The sequence below is a fragment of the Halomicrococcus gelatinilyticus genome (genome assembly GCA_024227995.1).
GTDB classification, from domain to species: Archaea; Halobacteriota; Halobacteria; order Halobacteriales; family Haladaptataceae; genus Halomicrococcus; species Halomicrococcus gelatinilyticus.
In genome coordinates this window covers 323,072-344,716 of sequence record CP100466.1, presented here as the reverse complement: position 1 = coordinate 344,716, position 21,645 = coordinate 323,072, and the positions used below count along the sequence as shown (strand labels likewise).

General features: G+C 67.7%; 20 protein-coding genes. 12 read left to right on the top strand and 8 right to left on the bottom strand.

The genetic code is table 11. The annotated features are described in order from the left end of the window. The first annotated feature begins 171 nt into the window (after positions 1 to 171). Together thiD and glyS are read left to right on the top strand one after the other, a co-directional pair. Entirely contained in the window at positions 172 to 1,533 is a 1,362-nt protein-coding gene (gene thiD, locus NKT36_RS16950) for a bifunctional hydroxymethylpyrimidine kinase/phosphomethylpyrimidine kinase (RefSeq protein ID WP_327053569.1), read from the top strand. Positions 1,534 to 1,813: 280 nt separating this feature from the next. Beyond that, complete coding sequence (gene glyS / locus NKT36_RS16945) at positions 1,814 to 3,562, top strand: glycine--tRNA ligase (protein ID WP_327053568.1); 1,749 nt, start codon at positions 1,814 to 1,816, stop codon at positions 3,560 to 3,562. A 71-nt stretch (positions 3,563 to 3,633) separates the two neighbouring features. Here glyS and tsaA read toward each other — a convergent pair whose 3' ends face one another. Together tsaA and NKT36_RS16935 are read right to left on the bottom strand one after the other, a co-directional pair. Beyond that, a complete protein-coding gene (tsaA, locus tag NKT36_RS16940) occupies positions 3,634 to 4,128 on the bottom strand; it encodes a tRNA (N6-threonylcarbamoyladenosine(37)-N6)-methyltransferase TrmO (RefSeq protein WP_327053567.1) in 495 nt (164 codons plus the stop codon). Between the two features lie 126 nt (positions 4,129 to 4,254). After that, positions 4,255 to 5,166 carry an alpha/beta fold hydrolase gene (locus NKT36_RS16935; protein WP_327053566.1) on the bottom strand — a complete coding sequence of 304 codons (912 nt, stop codon included), beginning with the start codon at positions 5,164 to 5,166 and terminating at the stop codon, positions 4,255 to 4,257. An 83-nt stretch (positions 5,167 to 5,249) separates the two neighbouring features. On the opposite strand from NKT36_RS16935, the gene NKT36_RS16930 reads away from it, so the two are divergent. Next, positions 5,250 to 5,897 (top strand): helix-turn-helix domain-containing protein, encoded by a 648-nt coding sequence (locus NKT36_RS16930; protein ID WP_327053565.1) that lies wholly within the window; start codon positions 5,250 to 5,252, stop codon positions 5,895 to 5,897. On the opposite strand, the gene NKT36_RS16925 is transcribed toward NKT36_RS16930, so the two are convergent. After that, a complete protein-coding gene (locus NKT36_RS16925; protein WP_327053564.1) occupies positions 5,890 to 6,828 on the bottom strand; it encodes a phosphorylase family protein in 939 nt (312 codons plus the stop codon). The genes NKT36_RS16930 and NKT36_RS16925 overlap by 8 nt on opposite strands. Positions 6,829 to 6,947: 119 nt before the next feature. Between NKT36_RS16925 and NKT36_RS16920 the strand changes: the two genes are divergently transcribed. The 3 genes from NKT36_RS16920 to NKT36_RS16910 all read left to right on the top strand — a co-directional run bounded on the left by NKT36_RS16920 (position 6,948) and on the right by NKT36_RS16910 (position 9,779). Further along, positions 6,948 to 8,813 (top strand): bacterio-opsin activator domain-containing protein, encoded by a 1,866-nt coding sequence (locus NKT36_RS16920; protein ID WP_327053563.1) that lies wholly within the window; start codon positions 6,948 to 6,950, stop codon positions 8,811 to 8,813. Positions 8,814 to 8,859: 46 nt separating this feature from the next. Further along, on the top strand, positions 8,860 to 9,285 hold the full coding sequence (locus tag NKT36_RS16915) for a winged helix-turn-helix transcriptional regulator (RefSeq protein WP_327053562.1): 426 nt from the start codon (positions 8,860 to 8,862) through the stop codon (positions 9,283 to 9,285). Between the two features lie 125 nt (positions 9,286 to 9,410). Then, positions 9,411 to 9,779 (top strand): hypothetical protein, encoded by a 369-nt coding sequence (locus NKT36_RS16910; RefSeq protein WP_327053561.1) that lies wholly within the window; start codon positions 9,411 to 9,413, stop codon positions 9,777 to 9,779. A gap of 35 nt (positions 9,780 to 9,814) precedes the next feature. On the opposite strand, the gene NKT36_RS16905 is transcribed toward NKT36_RS16910, so the two are convergent. Next, a complete protein-coding gene (locus tag NKT36_RS16905) occupies positions 9,815 to 11,134 on the bottom strand; it encodes an aspartate aminotransferase family protein (protein WP_327053560.1) in 1,320 nt (439 codons plus the stop codon). Between the two features lie 132 nt (positions 11,135 to 11,266). On the opposite strand from NKT36_RS16905, the gene NKT36_RS16900 reads away from it, so the two are divergent. Further along, positions 11,267 to 11,800 (top strand): Lrp/AsnC family transcriptional regulator, encoded by a 534-nt coding sequence (locus tag NKT36_RS16900; protein WP_327053559.1) that lies wholly within the window; start codon positions 11,267 to 11,269, stop codon positions 11,798 to 11,800. An 18-nt stretch (positions 11,801 to 11,818) separates the two neighbouring features. Here NKT36_RS16900 and NKT36_RS16895 read toward each other — a convergent pair whose 3' ends face one another. From NKT36_RS16895 to NKT36_RS16880, 4 genes are read right to left on the bottom strand one after another with little or no spacing between them, the layout of a single operon-like run. Beyond that, a complete protein-coding gene (locus NKT36_RS16895) occupies positions 11,819 to 12,613 on the bottom strand; it encodes an ABC transporter permease (protein WP_327053558.1) in 795 nt (264 codons plus the stop codon). Continuing rightward, positions 12,610 to 13,533 carry an ABC transporter permease gene (locus tag NKT36_RS16890; protein ID WP_327053557.1) on the bottom strand — a complete coding sequence of 308 codons (924 nt, stop codon included), beginning with the start codon at positions 13,531 to 13,533 and terminating at the stop codon, positions 12,610 to 12,612. Before NKT36_RS16890 ends, NKT36_RS16895 begins: the two co-directional genes overlap by 4 nt. A gap of 26 nt (positions 13,534 to 13,559) precedes the next feature. Next, the gene (locus NKT36_RS16885; protein ID WP_327053556.1) at positions 13,560 to 14,633 is read right to left on the bottom strand and encodes an ABC transporter ATP-binding protein; all 1,074 of its coding nucleotides are present in this window, start codon (positions 14,631 to 14,633) and stop codon (positions 13,560 to 13,562) included. Between the two features lie 49 nt (positions 14,634 to 14,682). Beyond that, positions 14,683 to 15,825 (bottom strand): ABC transporter substrate-binding protein, encoded by a 1,143-nt coding sequence (locus NKT36_RS16880; protein WP_327053555.1) that lies wholly within the window; start codon positions 15,823 to 15,825, stop codon positions 14,683 to 14,685. 168 nt (positions 15,826 to 15,993) lie between these two features. Here NKT36_RS16880 and NKT36_RS16875 point away from each other — a divergent pair, with 168 nt between their 5' ends. The 5 genes from NKT36_RS16875 (at position 15,994) to NKT36_RS16855 (ending at position 21,550) form a co-directional block, all read left to right on the top strand. After that, positions 15,994 to 17,328, top strand: a complete 1,335-nt coding sequence (locus tag NKT36_RS16875; protein WP_327053554.1) for an ArgE/DapE family deacylase — start codon at positions 15,994 to 15,996, stop codon at positions 17,326 to 17,328. Then, positions 17,325 to 18,278, top strand: coding sequence for a CoA transferase subunit A (locus NKT36_RS16870; RefSeq protein ID WP_327053553.1), 954 nt, complete (start codon positions 17,325 to 17,327; stop codon positions 18,276 to 18,278). The genes NKT36_RS16875 and NKT36_RS16870 overlap by 4 nt, the downstream gene beginning before the upstream one ends. 5 nt (positions 18,279 to 18,283) lie before the next feature. Further along, positions 18,284 to 19,204 (top strand): CoA-transferase subunit beta, encoded by a 921-nt coding sequence (locus tag NKT36_RS16865; protein WP_327053552.1) that lies wholly within the window; start codon positions 18,284 to 18,286, stop codon positions 19,202 to 19,204. After that, positions 19,201 to 20,628, top strand: a complete 1,428-nt coding sequence (locus NKT36_RS16860) for an aminotransferase family protein (protein ID WP_327053551.1) — start codon at positions 19,201 to 19,203, stop codon at positions 20,626 to 20,628. Before NKT36_RS16865 ends, NKT36_RS16860 begins: the two co-directional genes overlap by 4 nt. A gap of 145 nt (positions 20,629 to 20,773) precedes the next feature. After that, the gene (locus NKT36_RS16855) at positions 20,774 to 21,550 is read left to right on the top strand and encodes a class I SAM-dependent methyltransferase (RefSeq protein WP_327053550.1); all 777 of its coding nucleotides are present in this window, start codon (positions 20,774 to 20,776) and stop codon (positions 21,548 to 21,550) included. Positions 21,551 to 21,645: the final 95 nt, after the last annotated feature.

Sequence of the window (21,645 nt, the reverse complement as noted above, 5' to 3'; positions counted from 1 at the left end):
ATTGGTTATCACCACCGAGTGCCGCAGGCGTGGTTCTCTTGGGAGCAAACTGGTAGCCTCGACAGACGGAGGGCCTGATGCGCCCGCGGTATCCCTGTCGTCCCGCTTTCCCCGCCGTGTACGCTCGACCAAACCACCACCGATTTATATCAACCAGTGATATCGCCTGGCATGACCGAACCTCGCCGACCGGCACCGGTCGAGAAACCCGTGGCGCTCACCGTCGCCGGCAGCGACTCGGGCGGCGGTGCCGGCGTACAGGCGGACCTGAAGACGATGGCAGCGTTCGACGCGTTCGGCACCAGCGCCGTCACGAGCGTCACTGCACAGAACACGCGCGGCGTCGAGTCCATCCACCCCGTTCCCGTCGAGGAGATCGAGGCACAGATAGACGCCGTGCGCTCCGACTTCGACGTCCGCGCGATGAAGACCGGCATGCTGGGCGTCGCGCCGGTCGTCGACGCCGTGGCGTCACGCGCGGCCGACGTGGAGGTCCCAGTCGTGATCGACCCGGTGATGGTCGCTGCGTCCGGCGACCGCCTCCTGGAACCCCAGGCCGAGGACGCCTACGAACGACTGGTCGCCGAGGCGACGGTCGTGACGCCGAACGCCGACGAGGCAGAGATCCTCGCGGACGTCACCGTCGAGGACGAGGCCGCGATGGTCGAGGCTGGGGAGGCTATCGTCGCGATGGGTGCCGACGCGGCGCTCGTGAAGGGCGGCCACGTCGGCGACGGCGCGACCGTCAGGGACGTCCTCGTCACCGGCGAGGGCGCACACACCTTCAGGCATCCGCGCATCGACTCCCCGGCCACGCACGGGTCCGGCTGTACCCTCTCCAGCGCCATCGCGGCGCGGTTCGCACACGGCGACGACCTGTACGACGCGGTCGAGGCCGGCGTCGAGTTCATGAGTCGCGCGGTGCGCTACCCGCTGGACGTGGGGACCGGTCCCGGGTCCGTCCACCATCTCTCGGCGGTCAGAGAGCGCGCCGCCCGCCAGCCGACCCAGGAGGCCGTCGAGCGCGTCGTCGAGCGCCTGGTCGCGGCCGACGCACGCCCGCTCGTCCCCGAGGTGGGGACGAACGTCGTCGGTGCGACACCGCTCGCGGAGGCGACCGAGGAGACGGTGGCCGTCGAGGGGCGCATCACCCGGACGCTGTCCGGCGTCCGGCCGAACCGCGGAACGCGATTCGGCGCCTCCAGTCACGTCGCGCGGTTCCTGCTGGCCGCCCGCGAGCACGACCCCGCTCTCCGGTTCGCCACGAACCTCGCGTTCGACGACGCCGTCGAGTCGGCGCTCGGGAGCCTCGACGCACCCGTCGTCGAGGTCGACCGCTCGAACGAGCCCGACCCGGACGAGGAGGGAACGACGATGGGCTGGGCCGCGCGCCGGGCGTTCGAGACTGCGGACGCGACGCCCGCTGCGGTCTTCGACCGCGGCGACGTCGGCAAGGAGGCCGTCGTCCGCCTGCTGGCACCCGACGCCGACGCGCTCGCCGGGCGTGCACTCGCCATCCTCGACCAACTGTGACCGCCCGGGCGAAGGTTTATAATCAGCGAGCAGCGACGTGTCGGTAATGGCACCCGTTTCCGTCGGACGGTGCTAGTGCTGTGGAGTCGGGTGGAGTCCCGGTCCGGGCCGCATCCTACGGTCGTCGCCGGGGCAGAAACCATCGACTCCCTCTTTCTCGGCAGTAACGACTGCGACCGACACCGAGCGTTCCACAGCACAGCAGCCATGTCAGCACCAACCACACCGACAGCACAGCCAGCTAGCTACAACGACGGCCGCCAGCGGCGGGTGAGCCGCGATGACTGACCCCGACGTCGTCGAACTCGCGAAGCGCCGTGGTTTCTTCTTCCAGGCGAACGACGCCTACGGCAGCGTCGCGGGCTTTCACGCGTTCGGTCCCCGAGGTGCCGCGCTGAAGCGCAACGTCGAGGACGCCTGGCGCGACCGGTTCGTCGTCCGCGAGGGCAACCACGAGATAGAGTCGCCGACGGTCGTTCCCGAGGACGTCTTCGCTGCGTCGGGTCACCTCGACACCTTCGACGACATGCTCGTCGAGTGTCCAGACTGTGGCGAGAGCCACCGCGCCGACCACCTCGTCGAGGACGAAAGCGACGTCGAGGACGCCGAGAGCCTGGCGGCCGACGCGGTCGAGGAGCTCCTGGCCGACCACGACGCCGACTGTCCGACGTGCGACGCCGCGCTCGCGGGCGAAGCCGTCGACGAGTTCAACCTGATGTTCGAGACGTCCATCGGCCCCGGTAGCTCCCAGACGGGCTACCTCCGCCCGGAGACGGCCCAGGGCATCCTCGTCGAGTTCCCGCGACTCAAGGAGTACGCGCGCAACCAGCTTCCCTTCGGCGTCGCCCAGGTCGGCCGGAGCTACCGCAACGAGATCAGCCCCCGGAATTCGCTGCTCCGGGTCCGCGAACTCACGCTCGCCGAACTCCAGCAGTTCGCGGCTCCCGACGGCGACGGCCCGGACCTCGCTCCCGTCGCGGACGTGCCGCTCCGTCTCTACCCGGCGGCGGCACAGGAGCGCGAGGGCGAGGGGGACCTCGAACTGACAGTCAGGGAAGCCGTCGACGAGGGCGTCGTCGCGAACCCGTGGCTCGCCTACTATCTCGGCCGCGCCCGGCAGTGGTACGAGCGCGTGGGCGTCGACCCCGCACGCCTCCGCTTCCGCCAGCATCTCCCGGGCGAACTCGCCCACTACGCGAGTGCCTGCTGGGACGCGGAGGCCCGCCTCCACGGCGACTGGGTCGAGGTCGGCGGCTTCGCCTTCCGGGCCGACCACGACCTCACGAAACACGACGCCCACTCCGACGAGCGGTTCACCCTCTTCCGGGAGTACGACGAACCGAGGACGGTCGAGCGCCCGACGGTCGACCCGGACATGAGCTACCTCGGTCCGGAGTTCGGCGAGGCCGCGGCCGACGTCGTCGACGCGCTCGAAACGCTCGCGGAGCGCGACCCTGACGCGTTCTCCGGCGACCGCGTGACGGTCGAGGCCGACGACGAGACCTGCTCGCTCCCGGTCGAGAAGACCGGCTTCGCCGTGCGCGAGGAGACCGTCCACGGCGAGCACGTGACGCCGCACGTCGTCGAGCCGTCCATCGGCATCGACCGCGTCGTCTACGCCGTCACCGCCCACGCGCTCCGCCACGACGAGGTCGACGGCGAGGAGCGGACCCGCCTCGCGCTCCCCCCGACCGTCGCACCGACCGTCGCCGGCGTCTTCCCGCTCACGGACGCCCAGGCCGACCGGGCGCGCGACCTCGCCGACCGACTCACGCGCCGCGGCATGCCGGCGACGTACGACGACGCCGGTAGCATCGGCCGCCGGTACCGCCGCCAGGACGAGATCGGCACGCCGTTCTGCGTCACGCTCGACGAGCGAACGCCGGCGGACGACTGCGCGACCATCAGGGACCGCGACACCACCGACCAGGTCAGGGTGCCGCTCGCGGAGGTCCCCGATACCATCGCGGCGCTCCGCGCCGGCGAGACGACCTTCGACGCGGTGTCTCGGGAGTACGACGACGGGTGACCCTCACTTCGGCGGTTCCAGCGCCTTCCGAAGCGGACCCTGGTTGCGCGCCGAACCAGGGTTCGAGTCTTTCAGAGGAAGCGTTCGTCGGCCCGCGTCGATTGCACGGTAGTTCTCGATGCGTCGAGCCATCCCGTCTCGGTGGTGCCGTCCGGAACGTCGAATTGCGGGACGAACGGCTTGATGTCGAGCAAGGGCGTCCCGTCGACGACGTCCACTCCTTCGACAGTCACTTCCTGCTCCGAGACGGTGTCGATCTCGACGACCGAGAGGCCGATCGGATTCGGACGCTGCGGTGCCCGCGTCGCGAAGAGTCCTCTGTGTACGTCGTCGAGAAACGGTTCGACCTGTAGGGAGACGGTATCGTCCGCCGCGTGGAAGTGATACAGCAGGATGCAATGCGTGAACCCGTCCAGGTCCTGCAACCCCTCCGCATACGACGCCTCGAGTTCGACAGTTCCCACCGTGGAATCTGCACCGACCGGTTGGATCGGCATCTCCTCGGGAGAATCGAATGGTGAGCGGATCACGCCGATAGATTCGTACCGGAACTGGTCTTCGGTCACGCCTGTAGGGCAGTCTTCGACGGGCAAAGCAGTGTCGTGTGGAAGACGCACGTCCGACGTCGCGAGCGTCGGCGCTTTCCGGCTACGTCGAAGTCCCATCAGGTCCCGATGCCACTGTTCGTCCCGTCAGGGTCCGACCGTTTCCACCACGCGCGGCGCGGCAGCGACGAGCGCACCGAGATGGCCTGCGTCGTCGAACTCGGTCAGGTCCGCGTCGTACAGCGACTCCGAGAGCCGTCGCGCCCCCTCGACAGGGGCGTTCGCGTCCGCGGTGCCGTGCCAGCAGTGGACCGGCTGGTCGATGGCCGCAGGCGTCACCGACCACGGCGCGGCGAGGAGGCGGAAGTCGGCGACAGCGCCGTCGGTCCCGTCGCGGAACGCCTCGACGAAGTCGGCGTCGACCAGTTCCTCGACGTGCGACGGGATCTCGACGGAGCTCCCGTCGGTCACGTACTGGTCCGCTGCCGAAGCGCCCGACAGCCGGTCGACGGCCGCCGTCTGCAGGCGCAGCCCCGCCGACAGGACCGACGGTGCGTGCGTCGCGAGCCAGCCGAGAACGCGCGTGACGGCCGGCCGTTCGTCGACGAGTCCGGGCGCCGGTGCGCCCGAGACGAGGTGGAGGCTGTCGACGCGGTCCGGCCGCTCCGCTGCCGCCGCCAGCGCGTACGGGGCACCGCCGGAGAACGCTGCGACGGCGACGCCCTCCGCGTCGACTGCGTCCGCGAGTGCAGCGACCGTCGCCGCGCCGGCGGAGAAGCCGTCGGCTCCCTGGCCTCCGGTGTGGCCGTACCCGCGGCGGTCCGGCGCGAGTACCTGGACGCCTGCTCGACTCGCCGGGTCGTCCAGCAGTCCTCCGAGCAGCCGCGACCCCGGCGTCCCGTGCAGGAACACCAGCGGAACGCCGTCGTCGTCGCCGTACGTCTCGTAGGCCACCGTCCGGTCCGTCGCCGTCTCGACGGTCCGGGGAGCAGCGTCCCGGTCGACCTGGGGTACCGTTCCGGGAGCACCCCGTCCTTCTCCAGTCGCCAGTTCGTTCATACGTGTCAGTTTCGACGGAACGGCGGTGAACACTTCGCCGCTCGTGAACGGTGTTTTAAGTACTACTGGTCGGAACGTCTGGTATGAAGCAGGTGTCGGTCGTCGTCGACCGCGACCGCGAGCGGGTCGACCCGCTCCACGGTGCAATCATCGACGCCGACGCGATATCGACGGTGCACATCCTGATGTGGGACGCGGGCCGGGCGACCCCGACGACGCTCGCGCGGTACGACGCGGACGAGGCGGCAGTGGCCGCGATGCTGGACGACGTCGACATCGTCGACTCCTACCGGGTGCGGTCGGCGCAGGGACGGGGCGGAACGTACGGCTTCGTCTGGCAGGAACGGTTCCACTTCGAACCCTACCTGTCGGAGACGTTCGGTCTCCCGGCCGTCCTCATCGTACCGCCGGTGGTGTTCCGGGGCGACGGCGCGCTCGAACTGACGCTCGTCGGGACCGCCGCCTCCCTCCGTGAACTCGCCGACATGCTCGACGGCGCTGTCGACTACGCCGTCACCGCGGCCGGCGACTACCACGGCCCCGGCCGCGGTGGGTCGCTCACCGACCGCCAGCGCGAGGCGCTGCGTGCGGCCGTGGATGTCGGCTACTTCGACGTCCCGCGCACCGGGGACGTCGCAGACGTCGCCGAACGGCTCGACTGCGCCGAGAGCACCGCGGCCGAACTCGTCCGGAAGGCCCAGTCTTCCGTCGTCCGGGGATACGTCAGGTAGCGCCGTCGCGCAGTCGGTCGACGACGTGCGACGCCACGCGGTAGGCGTTCTCCAGGCCGATCCCGACGGTGACCTCGCCGATGTCCTCGGCGACGCTCTCGCGGGGCGACCGTCCCGCTGGCGGCCGGTCGAAGTTGACGACGCCGCGGACGCTGAGGTAGCGGTCGAGGCGGCCGAAGCGGTCGAGCGCGGTCGCGGTTCCGAAGTCCTCCATCTCCGTCGTCGCGTACGCGCCGGCGTCGTACTGCTCGACGAGCCAGCTTGCTTCCTCGGCGGAGCGTTCGCCGTGCCAGTACTCGTCGCCGCAGACCGTCGTGCCGACGCCGACGGCTGGTTCGCCGCGTGCGGCCGACTGGTCGTACCGCTCGCGGTACCGGTCCGCGCGCTCGTCGTCCCGGAGGTCGACCGCCGTCGCCCACTCGCGCGCCGTCGCGACCAGGTCCTCGTCGAGCGCGTAGGCGTAGTCGCGCGGCCGGTAGGGCAGCAGGCGCATCGAGCGCCCGCCGTCCGCCTCGTCCCACGTCTGCTTGCGGTCCCAGTCGACGACGTGGTCGGCGAGGAAGACGGAGCCGAGCGTCCCGACGGCGGGCGACGCACCGGCGATGCCCACCGTCACGAAGTAGGCCTCGGAGCAGTCGAGGGTCGGCGACGAAAGCAGCGCGGTGACCGTCGCAGCGGCGTCGGCCTTCCCCATCCCCGTCGGCGTGATGGCGACGCCGTCGTCGGTGACGAGCACGGGCGCGTTCGCTCCCGGAACGACGTACTCGCGCTCGAACGCGTAGTCGTCGAGCCACGGTTCGAGTTCGTGCGGCAGGTCCGCCTCGGTCGTGAAGTCGTCGGCCGCGAACGCCGGCAACACCACCACGTCCAGTGGGACGGACTCCGTCGACGATGGCGGGTCGTCCGACCCGCCGCGAGCGGTCGCGGGCATCCTCTCGTGCGGCGAGAGGTCCAGCGACGGCAAAATCCTGTCGGCTCCGCGGCGCTCGCGGCGTGGACGCCCGGACCGTTGACGGTAACGCCTATCTCCGTCGGTAGCGTCAGTCTCCCATGGACGAAACGGTGAGGAGCGGCACCGACGAGGACGTGTTCGAGGTGTTCGCGGACGACGTCGGCACGCCGTTCACGACGGCCGAGGTGGCGGACGCACTCGACTGCGCCCGTCGCACGGCGTACAACAGGCTGATCGCGCTGGTGGAACGCGACCTGCTCGAGACGAAGAAGGTCGGTGCACGCGGACGCGTCTGGTGGCTTCCCTCCGGCGTCGCCGAGGTCGGTCGTGAGTCCACTGCCCTCGCCGGTGACGTCGGCCTCACGGGCTCCGAACTCTTCGCTCGCATCTGCGACACCGCGCCTGTCGGCGTCGCCGTCGTCGGCCCGGACCACGCCATCGACTACGCCAACGAGCGGTTCGCGACGCTGCTCGGTCGGACCAGCGCGGCGGTCACCGACGGCCCGCGGTGCAGGTCGGTCTGGCGCGTCTTCGACGAGGACGACCGGCGGGTGAGCGACGACGACCACCCCGTAGCGCGGGTCTTCGAGACGGGGCGGCCGGTCTGGGGGTTCCGCCACGGGGTCACGCTCCCCGACGGCAGCGACCGGTGGCTGTCGAGCAACCTGGCGCCGATCCGCTCCGACGGCGGTTCGGTCGCGGGCGTGGTCGTCGGTCTGGAGGACGTCACGGACCTGAAAGAGCGGGAGTCGCACCTGCGGTCCCAGCGGGCCGAACTACTGCGCCTCGACCGCGTCAACACGGTCGTCCGCGGCATCGTCAGGGAGGTGACGGAGGCGCGAACGCGGGAGGACATCGAACGGGCGGTCTGTCGTCACGTCGCGCGGTCCGACCCGTACCTGTTCGCGGTCCTCGGCACCTTCTCGTCGTCGTACACGGAGTTCACGCCGAACGCGACGGCCGGCATCGGTCAGGAGTACCTCGACGCGATGCTGGGCGATTCCGAGGCGCCGCCGATCGACGAGGGGACCGGTGCGACGGCGGCGAAGACCCGGGAGGTCCAGGTCGTCCAGAACGTCACCGACCTCCCCTACGAGCACTGGGAGCGGACCGCCGAGGAGTACCGGTTCCGCTCCTACGCCTCGGTGCCGCTCGTCCACGAGGGGAACGTCTACGGGGTCCTCGGCGTCTACGCGCGCCAGCCGGCGGCCTTCGACGTCGAGGAGCGACGGCTCCTGGAGGAACTCGGCGAGATGGTCGGGTACCTGCTTCACTCCATCGAGGTCACGGAGAAACTCCGGAACGAACAGGTCGTCGAACTCACGTTCCGGTCGAAGTCGCTGGGGCGTCCCATCGTCGAACACGGCGGCGACGCACTCCAGGTGTCCGGCGACGGAATCGTCGAACTGGTCGACGGGACGTACCTCCAGTACTATACCGTCAAGGGAATCTCGACCAGCCAGTGCTTCGAGCTGATCGACCACCTCCCGGTGGCGGACGTCCGACTGCTCAGCACGACCGACGACAGCTTCGATCTGGAGGTCCAGTCGACGGACCAGACCCTCGTGTCGCGGCTCACCACGTACGACGGCGAGATCGCGTCGGTCGGAATCGACGACGACGCGCTGACCCTCGTCGTCCAGCTCCCCCGAACGGTCGACCGTGAGTCGGTGGTGGCGAGCGTCCAGGACGTCTATCCGGACATGGAACTCGTTTCGGAACGCCTCGTGTTCACCCCGCGAACGTTCCGACACATGCTCGAGACGCAACTGACGGACCGCCAGTTGACGGCGGTGGAGCTGGCGTACCACGCGGGGTACTTCGAGCAACCGCGACGAACCACGGGGGCGGAACTGGCCGCCCAGATGTCGGTGTCGACCACGACGTTCCACCGCCATCTGCGCCACGCCGAGGATCGCATCTTCCGGGAACTTCTCGCCACGTCGTGGGCGACCGCCCCGTGAACAGTCACGGACGCCGCTTTTGCCCGCAGCGTGCCCAACTTCGTCCATGGCAGTGCGCTCCTCCGAAGCGAACGACGCGGGTGACCTCCGGCGGGCCTTCGTGGAGGTCGGAGACCTCCTTGGCCGGAAGTGGCATCTTCTCATCCTCTCCCAACTCCTGGAGGACGGGGCGGCCGGTTTCAACGAACTCAAGCGAGAGGGCGACATCTCCAGCAAGGTCCTCTCCGACGCCCTCGGCGACCTCGAGGCGAACGGCTTCGTCTCGCGCGAGGTGGTCGACGACCGCCCGATCCGCGTCGAGTACCGGCTGGCGGAACGAGGAGTCTCCTTCGGACGGGTGCTGCTGGAGATACGGGCGTGGCACCACCAGCAGGACGGGACTGCTGGCAGCGGACGCACCGCGGCCATCGTCGACCCGGACGAGTGTCCGGACTGGCGACCTGTGGAGGGGGTTTCAAACGGGCGGACGTGACGTCCGCGTTCCCCGCCGCGAACGGTCGGTGCCGACGTTCGAGTTGGTCCGACGGGTCGCTGCCGACGGCGACCTGTGAATGGTTACGTAGTGTACTTTTGTCCTCCGCATCCTGCTGTCTCGTCGTGTCTTCACAGAGCCCACCCGGCAACGACCGGACCGACCCCGCGCCGACGCTACCACGCCGGTTCGACAGAGTGCTCGAGGCGCTCGCCCATCACGACCGTCGCGTTGTGGTGATTGCCCTGGTCGAGGCGAACCCGCAGAACGGCGAGTCCGTTCCCGTGGAGTGGGCCGACCTGACACGCGAGATGACGCCCCAGGAACTGATCGCCACGTCCCACACCCACCTTCCGAAACTGGAGGACTTCGGGTTCGTGACGTGGGACCGCGACGCCCACGTCGTCCACGCGGGCCCGGAGTTCGACGACGTCCGCGCGGTGGTGGAGTTGCTCACCGCGAACGCCGACGAACTCCCCGACGGCTGGCTCTAGCCGCCGAGCGGGAGACGGGAACGGGTCGTCGCCCGTTAGTCCGTCTCCGCGTCGATGGCGGCTGCCAGTTCGTCGACGGCGCGCTCCAGCTGCTCGCGGGTGATGGTCAGCGGCGGCTGGAAGCGCATCACGTTCTTGTAGAACCCGCCGACGCCGATGACGACGCCCTCGTCGCGGAGGCGCTGGCTGACGTGCTTGGCGAGGTCGGCGTCGGGCGCCGCGGCGACGCCCATCGGCCCGTCCTCGTCGGGGTCGACCAGTTCGACGCCGTACATCAGACCGAGTCCGCGGGTGTCGCCGACGACGTCGTACTCGTCCTCGAGGTCGGCGAGGCGGTCGCCGAGCCACGCGCCCTGTTCGGCGGCGTCGTCGACGATGCCGTCCTGGAGTTCGTCGACGTTCGCGAGCGCGGCGGCGCAGGCCACGGGGTTGCCCCCGAAGGTCGAGAGGTGGTCGCCGGACCCGAAGCTGTCGGCCACGTCCGCGGACGCGGTGAATGCGCCGAGCGGAAGCCCGTTGGCGATTCCCTTCGCCTGCGTGAGGATGTCTGGTGTCACTTCGAAGTGGTCGCTAGCCCAGAGACTGCCGGTGCGACCGTAGCCCGTCTGCACCTCGTCGACGACGAGGAGCGCGCCGTGGTCGTGGGCGATCTCCTTGACGCGCTGGAACCACTCGTTCGACGGGACGACGATGCCGCCCTCGCCCATCACGGGTTCGACGACGACCGCCGCGAGGTCGTCCGCGGTGTGGGATTTGATGACGTGTTCGAGGTCGTTCGCACAGGCGGCACCGCACTCGTCGCCGTCGCAGCGCGGACAGCGGTAGCCGTACGGTGCGGCGAAGTGGGAGACGTCGTTGATGGTCGGGGCCATCCCGTCCTTGTACGCCGTGTTCCCCGTGAGCGCGAGACTGCCGAGCGTGCGACCGTGGAAGCCCATCTCCAGGGCGACGACCTCCGTGCTGCCGGTGTGCTTGCGTGCGAGCTTGATGGCACCCTCGACGGCTTCCGTCCCCGAGTTGCAGAAGAACGTCTTCTGGAGGTCGCCGGGCGTGACCTCGGCGAGCCGCTCGGCGAACGCGGCCACCGGCTCGTTCGGGTGGACGTACGAGCAGCCGTGGACGAACTCGTCGAGCTGGTCCTTGGCCGCCTCGACGACCGCCTCGTTGCCGTGGCCCGCGTTGGTGACCGAGATGCCCGAGAAGCAGTCGAGGTACTCGTTGCCCTCGAAGTCCTCGAGCGTGCAGCCGCTGGACCGCTTGACGGGCACGTCGAGCGACTTCCAGATCGGCATCAGGTAGTCGTCGTAGCGGGACTCGACCGCATCGTTTGTGTCCGGATATGTTTCTTTCTGCATAATCTGGTAACCTTATACGGATTTGAAGTGAACATTGTTAGGCAACCTCAAATAGCTATCGGACGGCGGGAGTCGAGGCGAGCGGTGAACCGACGACGTAATTATAACCGCTCGTGAAGAACGAAATCAGCAATGAGCGTGCCGCCGCAGTCCGACGACGTCGACTGGGAGTTCAAGGAGCGCGACATCAAGATACTCCGCGAACTGAGTCGGAACCCCGAGCTCTCGACGCGGGAACTCGCGGACATCCTCGACGAGAAGTACGACATCGAGGTGTCCCACGTCACCGTCAGCGAGACCATCCGCAAGATGCGCGACCAGGGCGTCTTCCAGGAGGCCGTCATGCCCAACGAGACGTTCTACAACTTCGCGCTGTTCGAGTTCAAGTTCAACCCCGAGCACTTCGAGGAGGGGTGGTACGACGCGATGGAGGACATCAAGGCCGACGAGCACACGCTGATGTTCTTCATCTCGAACGGCGAGTACCAGTGGAAGACCATCATGATGTTCCGCACGCGACAGGCCGAATCCCAGTGGATCCACGAGTTCTACAAGGACCACGGGGAAGTGGTCGACAACGTCCGCAACTCGGTCGTCCACAACCTCCTGAAGTTCCGCACCGACCCGGAGATCTTCGAACTGCTCCGGAGCGAGACGGAAGAATAGACGGCGGGTCGCGACTGCTCAGTTCTGCGCAGGGAATAAGCGGTTGCGGATGGCGAACGCGGCGATGGGGATGCCGATGGTGACCACCAGCACGAGCGTCGCCAGGACGTTCACCTTGGGCGTGATGAGCGTCTCCAGCATCGTGTAGATGACCACCGGGACGGTGGTCGTGCTCCCGGCGACCCAGAACTGGGTCGCGGTGAACTCGCCGAACGAGATGACGAACGAGAGCACCATCGCGGTGACGATGGCTGGCGAGATGATCGGGAAGGTTACCTCGCGGAACGTCGTCAGGTGGTCGGCCCCCAGGGTTCTGGCCGCCTCCTCCAGCGAGTCGTCGAAGAGGTAGAGGCGACTGCGGACGATGAGGAACGCGTACGGCAGCGTGATGAGCATGTGCATCACGGCCAGCCACGCGAAGCTGCGGTCCCAGCCGATCTCGGTGAAGAACATCGTCGACGCGAGACCGATGATGACGGGCGGGACCAGCATCGGCGAGAGCACGACGATGGTCAGTCCCTTCTGGAAGGGGAACTGCTTGCGGACGAACCCCATCGCCGTGACGGTGCCGAGCAGGCCGCAGCCGAGCGCGGCGACGATGCCGACCTTGGTGCTGACCCAGACGGCGTTCAGGAACATCTCGTCGGCGAAGAACTCGCCGTACCAGTGCAGGCTGAGCTCCGACGGTGGGAAGCTGGGGATGCGCTTGGGGTGGAAGGAGTTGACCACGACCACCAGCAGCGGGACGAGCATGCTGAAGTAGACGAACGCCGAGACGGCCTTGATGCCCGTCCAGTTCCAGTTGCGGCTCATAGCGAGGTCCCCTCCAGGGCCTCCTCGAGGTCGGCCTTCCGCGTGAACAGGTACAGCGCGACGCCGATGAGCAGGAAGTACACCAGCGACAGCGCCGCCGCGAACGGCCAGTTGAAGTCCTTGAGGAACACGTCGGCGATGACCGGCGCGACCATCCGCTCGGCCGGTCCGCCGAGCAACTGGGGCGCGATGAACGCGCCCGCAGAGATGATGAACGTGAACAGGATGCCGGAGACGATGCCCGGCCACGAGAGCGGCAGGGTCACCTCGCGGAACGCCCGCGCGTCGGTCGCGCCGAGCGTCTTCGCCGCCTGGATGATGTCGTCGTCGATGGTGCTCACCGACGAGTACACCGGCAGTATCATGAACGGCAGCAGGCTGACGACCAGCCCGACCATCATCCCGGGCAGCGTGTACAGCAACTGCACCGGTTCGTTCACGACGCCGAGGCCCAGCAGGAGCTTGTTCACCAGTCCCTGGCGGCCGAGCACGGAGATCCACGCGTAGGTCCGAATGATGATGGGCACCCAGAACTGCACGACGACGAGGCCGAGCAGGATGGGCTTCCAGCGGGTTTCGGTCCGGCCGAGGTAGTAGCCGAGCGTGTAGCCGAGCGGCAGGACGATGAGCGTCGTCAGCACGCCGATGCCGAACGACTTCGCGACGACGGCCTGGTACGTCGGACTGTTCAGGAACCGGGCGTAGTTCTCCAGCGTGAACTCGGCGACGATGGTTCCGTACTCGCCTGAGCTGTAGAAGCTGAACAGGACGATGATCGAAAGCGGTGCGAACAGGAACAGGAACACCCACAGCAGTCCCAGCCCCGGCGAGAGGAGCCACCGCGCGTAGTCGTTGGCGGCGACGCGCTCCTGGATCGTCGTGAACGTGCTCCGCTCGCCCGTTACGGCCTCCCTTCCCATGCCGGTGGCGTCCTTGCCCGACATGGTCACGGATGCGTGTAGATGACGTCCGCGGGGTCGATCGCCAGTTCGACCGAGGTCCCCTCGGAGAACGTCGTCTGCTGCATGCCGGTCGTCGCGCTGACCATGACCGTCGTCCCGAGGGACGGGACCGACACGAAGTAGTTCACGTCGCTGCCCTGGTAGTCGACGTTCCGGACCTCGCCCTCGAAGACGTTCGCACCGTTCGACTCGCCGTCGACGAGCGACAGGAGTTCGTTCCGGAGGAAGACCTCGACGTCGTCGCCGTCTGTGACGTCGTCTTTCGGCGTGACGTCGATGGTGGTCCCCCCGTCGGAGACGACCTCGGGCCCGCTCCCGTTGTGGCGGAATGTGCCCGACACCTGCGAGGACTGGCCGAGGAAGTCGGCGACGAAGGGCGTGTCAGGGTCCTGGTAGGCGGCCTTGGGGTCGCCGAACTGTTCGAGGCGGCCGTCGTTGAGGACTGCGATGTTGTCGCCCATCGACAGCGCCTCGGTCTGGTTGTGCGTGACGTAGATGGTCGTCACGCCGGTCTCGCGCTGGATACGCTTCAGTTCGGTCCGCATCGACTGGCGCAGCTTCTTGTCGAGGTTGCTGAGCGGCTCGTCCATCAGGACGAGGTCGGGGTCGAACGCGAGCGCGCGGGCGACCGCGACGCGCTGCTGTTCGCCGCCGCTGCACTCGTGGGGGTACTGGTCCTCGTAGCCCTCGAGGTTGATGATGCGGAGCATCTCCTCGACGGCCGCCTCCTGTTCGGCCTCGCTCGCGCCGCGCATCTTCAGCCCGAAGGCGATGTTCTCGAACACCGTCTTGTGGGGGAACAGGGCGTAGTCCTGGAACACGACGCCGATGTCGCGCTCGTAGGCCGGCAGCGACGTGATGTCGTCGCCGCGGATGCGTATCGTCCCGGCCGTCGGGTCCTCCAGGCCGGCGATCATCCGGAGCGTCGTCGTCTTCCCGCACCCGCTCGGCCCCACGACGGTCACGAACTCGCCCTCCTCGACCGTGAACGAGACGTCGTCGACGGCCGTCAGGTCCCCGAACTGCTTGACCAGATCGTCTATTTCAAGGTATGTCACTGGTAATCACGTTGCGTTGTATCGGATATATTTATAAAAGGTTCTGGAGTTACTGGACCGATTCCCACTTCTTCGACCACTCGTCCTCGTGTTCGTCCTTGTACTCGGGGTTGAGGAACGTCAGACGCTCGCCGCCGCTCGGGTCGTAGTCGTAGAGCTCCTCGATGCCCTTGGACGTGACGCTGGTCGCGGGCGGGTAGCCCAGCTTCTCACACAGCGACTGCATGACGTCGTCATCGAGGAGGTAGTCGAGGAACGTGTACGCGGTGTTCTTCTTCTTCTCGGACGTGTCCTCCAGGACGACCCAGTTGTCGGACCAGCCGTACGCGCCCTCCTTGGGGATGACGTAGTCGAGGAAGTCGTAGCCGTCCTGGACGGCGCCGTAGATGCGGCCGCCCCAGGCCTCGCCGACGAGCGCCTGCTTCTGGGAGAACAGCCGGACGTGCTCGTCGCCGCTCGTCCAGTACTTCGTCACCAGCGGCCGTTGTTCTTTCACCTTGTCCCAGATCTTCTGGATGCCCTTCTCGTAGGAGCCGTCGACCTGGATGTCGTTGGGGTCCATGCCGAGGTAGACGGCGGTGGTGAACACGCGCACGAAGCCGTAGCCTTCCATGGTCACCTTGCCCTCGTTGGCGGTGTCCCAGGCGGCCTCCCAGGAGTCCAGTTCACCGAGCTCCTCTTTGTTGTAGGCCATCCCGATGGTCCCGTAGACGTACGGGATGCCGTGGACGTCGTCGTTCGGGTCGTAGAGCGGGTTCTGGAAGAGGTCCAGAAGGTTCCCGTAGTTCTCGAACTTGCTCTCGTCGAGCGTGTGCCAGAGTCCTTCTTTCGACCCCATGTTGAGGGTCGACGCGGACGACTTGAACAGGTCGGCCTCCGTCTGGCCGGCCTTGATCTTCGAGTAGCCCGCGAACTGGTCGCCGTGGAGTTCGGTCTTGATCGTCACGCCGTACTCCTCCTCGAAGGGCTTGAACACCTTCTCCTTGAAGGAGTCGAGGTAGTGGCCGCCGGGCATCTGGAGGACGAGCTCGTCCGCGAGCTCCCCGTCTCCGCCGCTGCCGCCGCCACCGAGGCTCCCGAGACAGCCCGCGAGTCCCAGCGCAGTACCGCCCGCGACAGAGGTCAGGACGCGACGACGCCGACCGCTGTCCAGAGTCCGGTTTCCGTCAGTCGCCTGTCTTCTTCTTCCCATGTACACCGGTAACAGTACCCCCTGGGCTAATAAACCTTGGTAAAATATATCGTCCTATGAAGTACAAAGTATCGTACTATCGGGTAAAGAGTTAACACTGGTAAGGGCAAATGGGGCGTACATGGTAACACGCAGAACGACGAACCGCAGTGGGGTGGGAACGGACGCATGACGGAGATAGACAGGACCGCTCGTAACCGCGTGGACACGGCAGTAGAGGCCCTCACCGACGACGCAGTAGCGTTCGCGAGCGACCTCGTGACCGAGCGAAGCGTGCAGGGGGACGAAGCACCGGTACAGTCACGCGTACGCGACAAGCTTAACGAAATCGGTCTCGACGTCCGGACGCTCGAGGCCCACGAGGTGGCCGGCATCGAGGACCACCCGGAGTACTCCGACACCGGCGAGCCCTACGACGACCGCCCCAACGTCATCGGTACGCGCGAGGGTTCCGGCGACGGCCGCTCGCTGCTGTTCAACGGTCACGTCGACGTCGTCCCCGAGGGCGACGCAGAGCAGTGGTCGTTCGACCCCTTCTCGGGCGACGTCGAGGACGGAAAGCTGATCGGGCGCGGTGCCTCCGACATGAAGGGCGGCGTGGCCGCCATGGTCTACGCGCTCGAAGCGCTCGACCGCGCCGGCGTCGAACTCCTCGGCGACGTGACCGTCGAGTCGGTCATCGAGGAGGAGGCCGGCGGCTACGGCGGCACGCTGGCGACCGTGCTCGACGACGACGCGGCGGACGTCGACGCCGTGGTCATCCCCGAACCGACTGACTTCGACATGTGGATCGCCAACGACGGCGTCTCCTACTTCCGGGTGACCGTCGAGGGCAAGAGCGCCCACGCCGCCGAGACCGACAACGGCGTCAACGCCATCTCGAAGCTGGTCCCCATCTACCGGGCGCTCGAGGCGCTCCACGACGAGCGCAAGGAGAGCGTCCACGACGACCTCTTCGAGCAGTGGCACGAACACACCGTCTCGCTCAACCTCGGCACCCTCCACGCCGGGGAGTGGGCCTCCAGCGTCCCCGACGAGGCCGTCCTCGAGGCGCGCATCTCCCACGCGCCCGACGAGACGCGGGAGGAGATACACGACGTCGTCGAGGAGACGGTCCGCCGCGCGGCCGACGGCGACCCGTGGCTCGACGACCACCCGCCGGCGGTCGAGTGGTTCGGCTGGCGCGGAAGCTCCGCGAAGATATCGCCCGACGAGGAGATCGTCACGACCGTCCAGGACGTGATGGCCGCGGAGTTCGACCGCGAGAGCCACGCCAAGGGCTTCCCCGGCGGCATCGACTCCCGCTTCTTCGTCAACTACGCCGACACGCCCGCCGTCTGTTTCGGACCGGGCGACTACAACATCCACGGCACCGACGAGTACCTGCCCGTCGAGGACCTCGTCGAGACGACGAAGGCGCTCGCGTTCCTCGCGATGGAGTGGTGCGGCTACGAACTCGACGAGCGGGCGAGCGACCTCGACGCATCGGAGGCCGCCGAATGAGCCCGGTGACCGACGAGATGGGTGACGGAACAGACACAGAGGCGGCCGCGACGCGCGACAAGACGACCGACCTCGAATCGGCCGTCGACGAGTACGTCCCCGACGGGGCGAGCGTCGCCTTCGGCGGGATGGGCGGCCGCGACCCCGAGGCGGCGGCCCGCGAGATCATCCGCCAGGAGAAGGAGGGACTGTGCGTCGTCGACGACGCCCGGACCACCCTCTTCGACATGATGGTTGGTGCCGGCTGCGTCGACGAGTACGTCGGCTCCTGGGTCGGCACCAGCCTCATCTCCCAGGGCCACAACGTCCGGCGCGCGGTCGAGGACGACGTCCCCCACCACCTGGAGATGCAGGACGTCTCGAACTTCGGGTCGTCGCTCCTCTTCTTCGCCGGCGCGATGGACGTCCCCTTCGTCCCCACGCGGTCGATGCTCGGCACCGACATCGCCGCGAAGAACGACGACATCGAGGTCATCGAGGACCCGTTCGGCTCCGGCGACGAACTCGCGCTCGTGCCCGCGGCGAACCCCGACGTCGCCATCATCCACGTCCAGCGCGCGGACGCGCAGGGCAACGCGCAGATATTCGGCAACGTCGTCAACGACCACCTCAAGGCCCGGGCCGCCGAGCACACCGTCATCACGTGCGAGGAGGTCGTCCCGACCGGGGAGATCGAGGAAGCGCCCGAACTCACCCGCATCCCGTTCTACGCCGTCGACGCGGTCGTCGAGGTCCCGTTCGGCTGCCATCCGTGGCACTGCTACGGCGAGTACTACGCCGACCTCCCGTTCTACCGGGAGTACGGCCTCGAGTCGAAGGACCGCGAGGAGTTCCTCGACTGGCTCGACGAGTGGATCGTCCCCCACGAGGAGTACCTGGAGAAGGTCGGCGCGGACCGGCTGGCGAAACTGGAGTCCATGGAGCAGACCATCAACGGAGACACGAGATGAGCGAGATGCAACCTGAAAGGACCGGCGACCCGGACTTCGAGTACCCCATCGACGTCGAAGACCCACACGAACCGGCCGACGACTACTCGCTGACCGAACTGCTCGCGGTGACCGCGTCCCACGAGATCGGTGACGGCGAGACGGCGTTCATCGGCGTCGGGATGTCGCTCATCTCGGGCGTGCTCGCCAAGCACACCCGCGCGCCCGACTGCCAGCTCGTCACCGAGTCCGGCTACGTCGGCTCCCAGCCGCCGGGCGTGGTGCAGTCCATCTCCGACAGCGTGCTGGGCGTCGGGTCGCTCGTCGCGACCGACCAGATGCAAATCTTCATGGACAACCAGCGCGGGCTGTTCGACGTCGGCATCATCGGGGCGGGCCAGATTGACAAGTACGGCAACACCAACTCCACGGTCGTCACCGGCGACGAGGGGACCTACGAGCGGCCGAAGGTGCGCCTGCCCGGGTCGGGCGGGAGCAACGACATCATGACCTCCTGCGGCCGGACGGTCGTGATGATGCGCCAGCACCGCCGTGCGTTCACCACCGACGTCGACTACGTGACCGCCCCGGGCTACCTCGACGGCCCCGGCGCGCGCGAAGAACTCGGCTTCGAGGGCGGCGGTCCCGAGGCGGTCATCACGGACATGGCCGTGTTCCGGTTCGACGACGACACGAAGGAGATGACCCTGTCGTCGACCCACCCCGGCGTCTCGGTCGATGAGGTGCGCGAGGAGGTCCAGTGGGACCTCGCGGTCGCCGACGACGTCACGACGACGCCCGTTCCGACCCGCGGTGAGGTGGCGATGCTCCGGGCCATCGACCCGACCGACATCGTCCTCCGCGGCACCGACCGCATCTACGACGTCGGCTTCGAGGAGTGGACCGAGGAGGTCGAAGCACACTGGGAGAAACTGATGGAACTATGACAGAGCGACCACGAACAACGACGCCAGGCACCGAACTCGGCGGGATGTTCCCCCGCGCGTTCCAGAAGGAGTACGTCACCATCGTGCGCGGCGAGGGCCACCACGTCTGGGACGCCGACGGCAACCGCTACGTCGACGCCATCTCCGGCAACCAGAACGTCAACATCGGCCACGGCCGCGAGGCGATCGCCGAGGCCGCCCGCGAGCAGATCGAGACCCTGGAGTACACCTCCAGCATGCTCTTTGCCAACGAGCCCGCGATGGAGTACACCGAGAAGATCGCGGAGTTCACGCCCGACGGCTTCGAACACACCTGGCTGGTCGGCAGCGGCTCGGAGGCCAACGAGAGCGCCGTGAAGATGGCCCGCCAGTACCACTTCGAGCGCGGCGACGAGCGCAAGTACAAGGTCATCTCGCGCCGGCGGAGCTACCACGGCAACACGGCCGGCGCGATGGCGCTCTCGGGCTTCCCCGCCCGCAAGGACAAGATGGAACCGCTGTTCCAGAACTTCCCGAAGGCACCGAGCGCCTCGCCGTACCGTTGCGAGTTCTGCGGGGGTGAGGGCGCCGGAGGCGCGCGAACGTCGTCAGAGCTCCGCTCTGACGGAAGCGAGGGCGGGCGCGACTGCGGCGTCGAGTGCGCCGACGAGGTCGAGCGCATCATCCAGGACGAGGGACCGGAGTCGGTCGCGGCGTTCATCGCCGAACCCGTGACCGGCGCGGCCAACGGCGGCGCGTACCCCCACGACGGCTACTTCGAGCGCGTCCGGGAGATCTGCGACGAGTACGACGTCCTGTTCGTCGTCGACGAGGTGATGGCCGGGTTCGGGCGGACGGGCGAGAACTTCGCCATCGAACACTGGGACGTCACCCCCGACATCATCACAGGGGCGAAGGGGATGTCCGGCGGGTACACCCCGGTCGGCGGGACGATGCCCCACGAGCGCGTCGCCGACGTCTTCGAGGACGTCGAGGACGGCTTCCAGCACGGCCACACCTACTGCTTCAACCCCACCTCCGCGGCCATCGGGACGGCGGTCCTCCAGTACATGCAGGACCACGACCTCGTGGCGAACGCCCGCACGGTCGGCGAGTACCTCCTCGAACGGTGCCAGGAGTTCTACGACTACGACATGGTGGGCGACGTCCGCGGCAAGGGGCTGATGGTCGGCGTCGAGTTCGTCCAGGACCGCGAGACGAAGGAGCCGCTGGCCGAGACCGGTGCCGAGTTCCAGGGCCTCCTGTTCGAGCGGGGGCTGGACAACGGCATCATCACGTACCCGAGCGGCACGCACGTCGACGGCGAGCGCGGCGACCACACGCTCATCACGCCGCCGCTGACGGTCGGCGAGGACGACGTCGACGACATCGTCGAGCGGATGCACGCGACGTTCGCCGACGTGGAAGCGGAGCTGTCGGTGTAGGGCACCGGCGTCCTTCTTCCCAAAGTTTTATCACCCCATACGACGATTCTTAAGCAAGGGAGACGGTGAAATTATATCGCCGGATTCTTGTAGTAGTTCCCCATAGCTTTTGCTCAAGCGCTCGATTTCGTCTACACTGGGCGCCGTGACGGACGAACAGGACACCGACCAGCCACCGGTCCGGGGAGCGCCCGCGGTCCGAATCACCAACAGTTCGACCATGACCGACGCGACCCACGACGCCACCATCGACTGGAACGAGTTCTGGCACGAAGCCGACGACGACGACCGCGACAGCGCGACGCCGAGCACGCACCACGTGCGCGGACTGCTCGACGACCTCTTCGACGCGAAGGGCGTCCCCGATTCGTTCGCGGACGTCGGCTGTGGTCCCGGCATCGTCGCCTTCCACGTCGCCGACCGCCACCCCGAGACCGCAGTCGTCGGCTACGACGCGGCCGAGACGATCCTCGACGAGAACCGCGAGCGAGCGCGTGACGAGGGGTACGAGAACGTCGACTTCGAGCGCACAGTCCTTCCCGAATTCGACCCCGGCCGCCAGTTCGACGTCGTGCTCACCTTCGGCACGCTCGCGTACGTCGCTGACTCCGAACGCGCACTCCAGGCCCTCTACGACGCCGTCGCCCCAGGCGGTTCCCTCGTGCTGGGATACATCAACCGCGGCGGTCGGGCCCACTACCACCGTCTCCTCGACGACCCCGACGAGCACGCGCCGGAGGGCTTCGACCCCGGCCGGTTCGAGGAGCGGTTCAAGCTCGTCCTCGACGGCGAAAGCACCCTCTCCTACCGCCAGATACGCGACGCGCTCGGTACCTGGCCGCGGAGCTTCTGGGAGTTCACCGAGAGGCCCGAGCAACGCTGGGCGTGGGACCACGCGCCACTGGTCTGGGTGCCGAAGTGACCCCGAGTCCCACGGGCGCTCCGTGACAACCGGCGCGTTCCGGACCGCAGTCGGCGGTCCAGGTCGGGTCGTGGTCGGGTAGTCCCGCCCTGCAG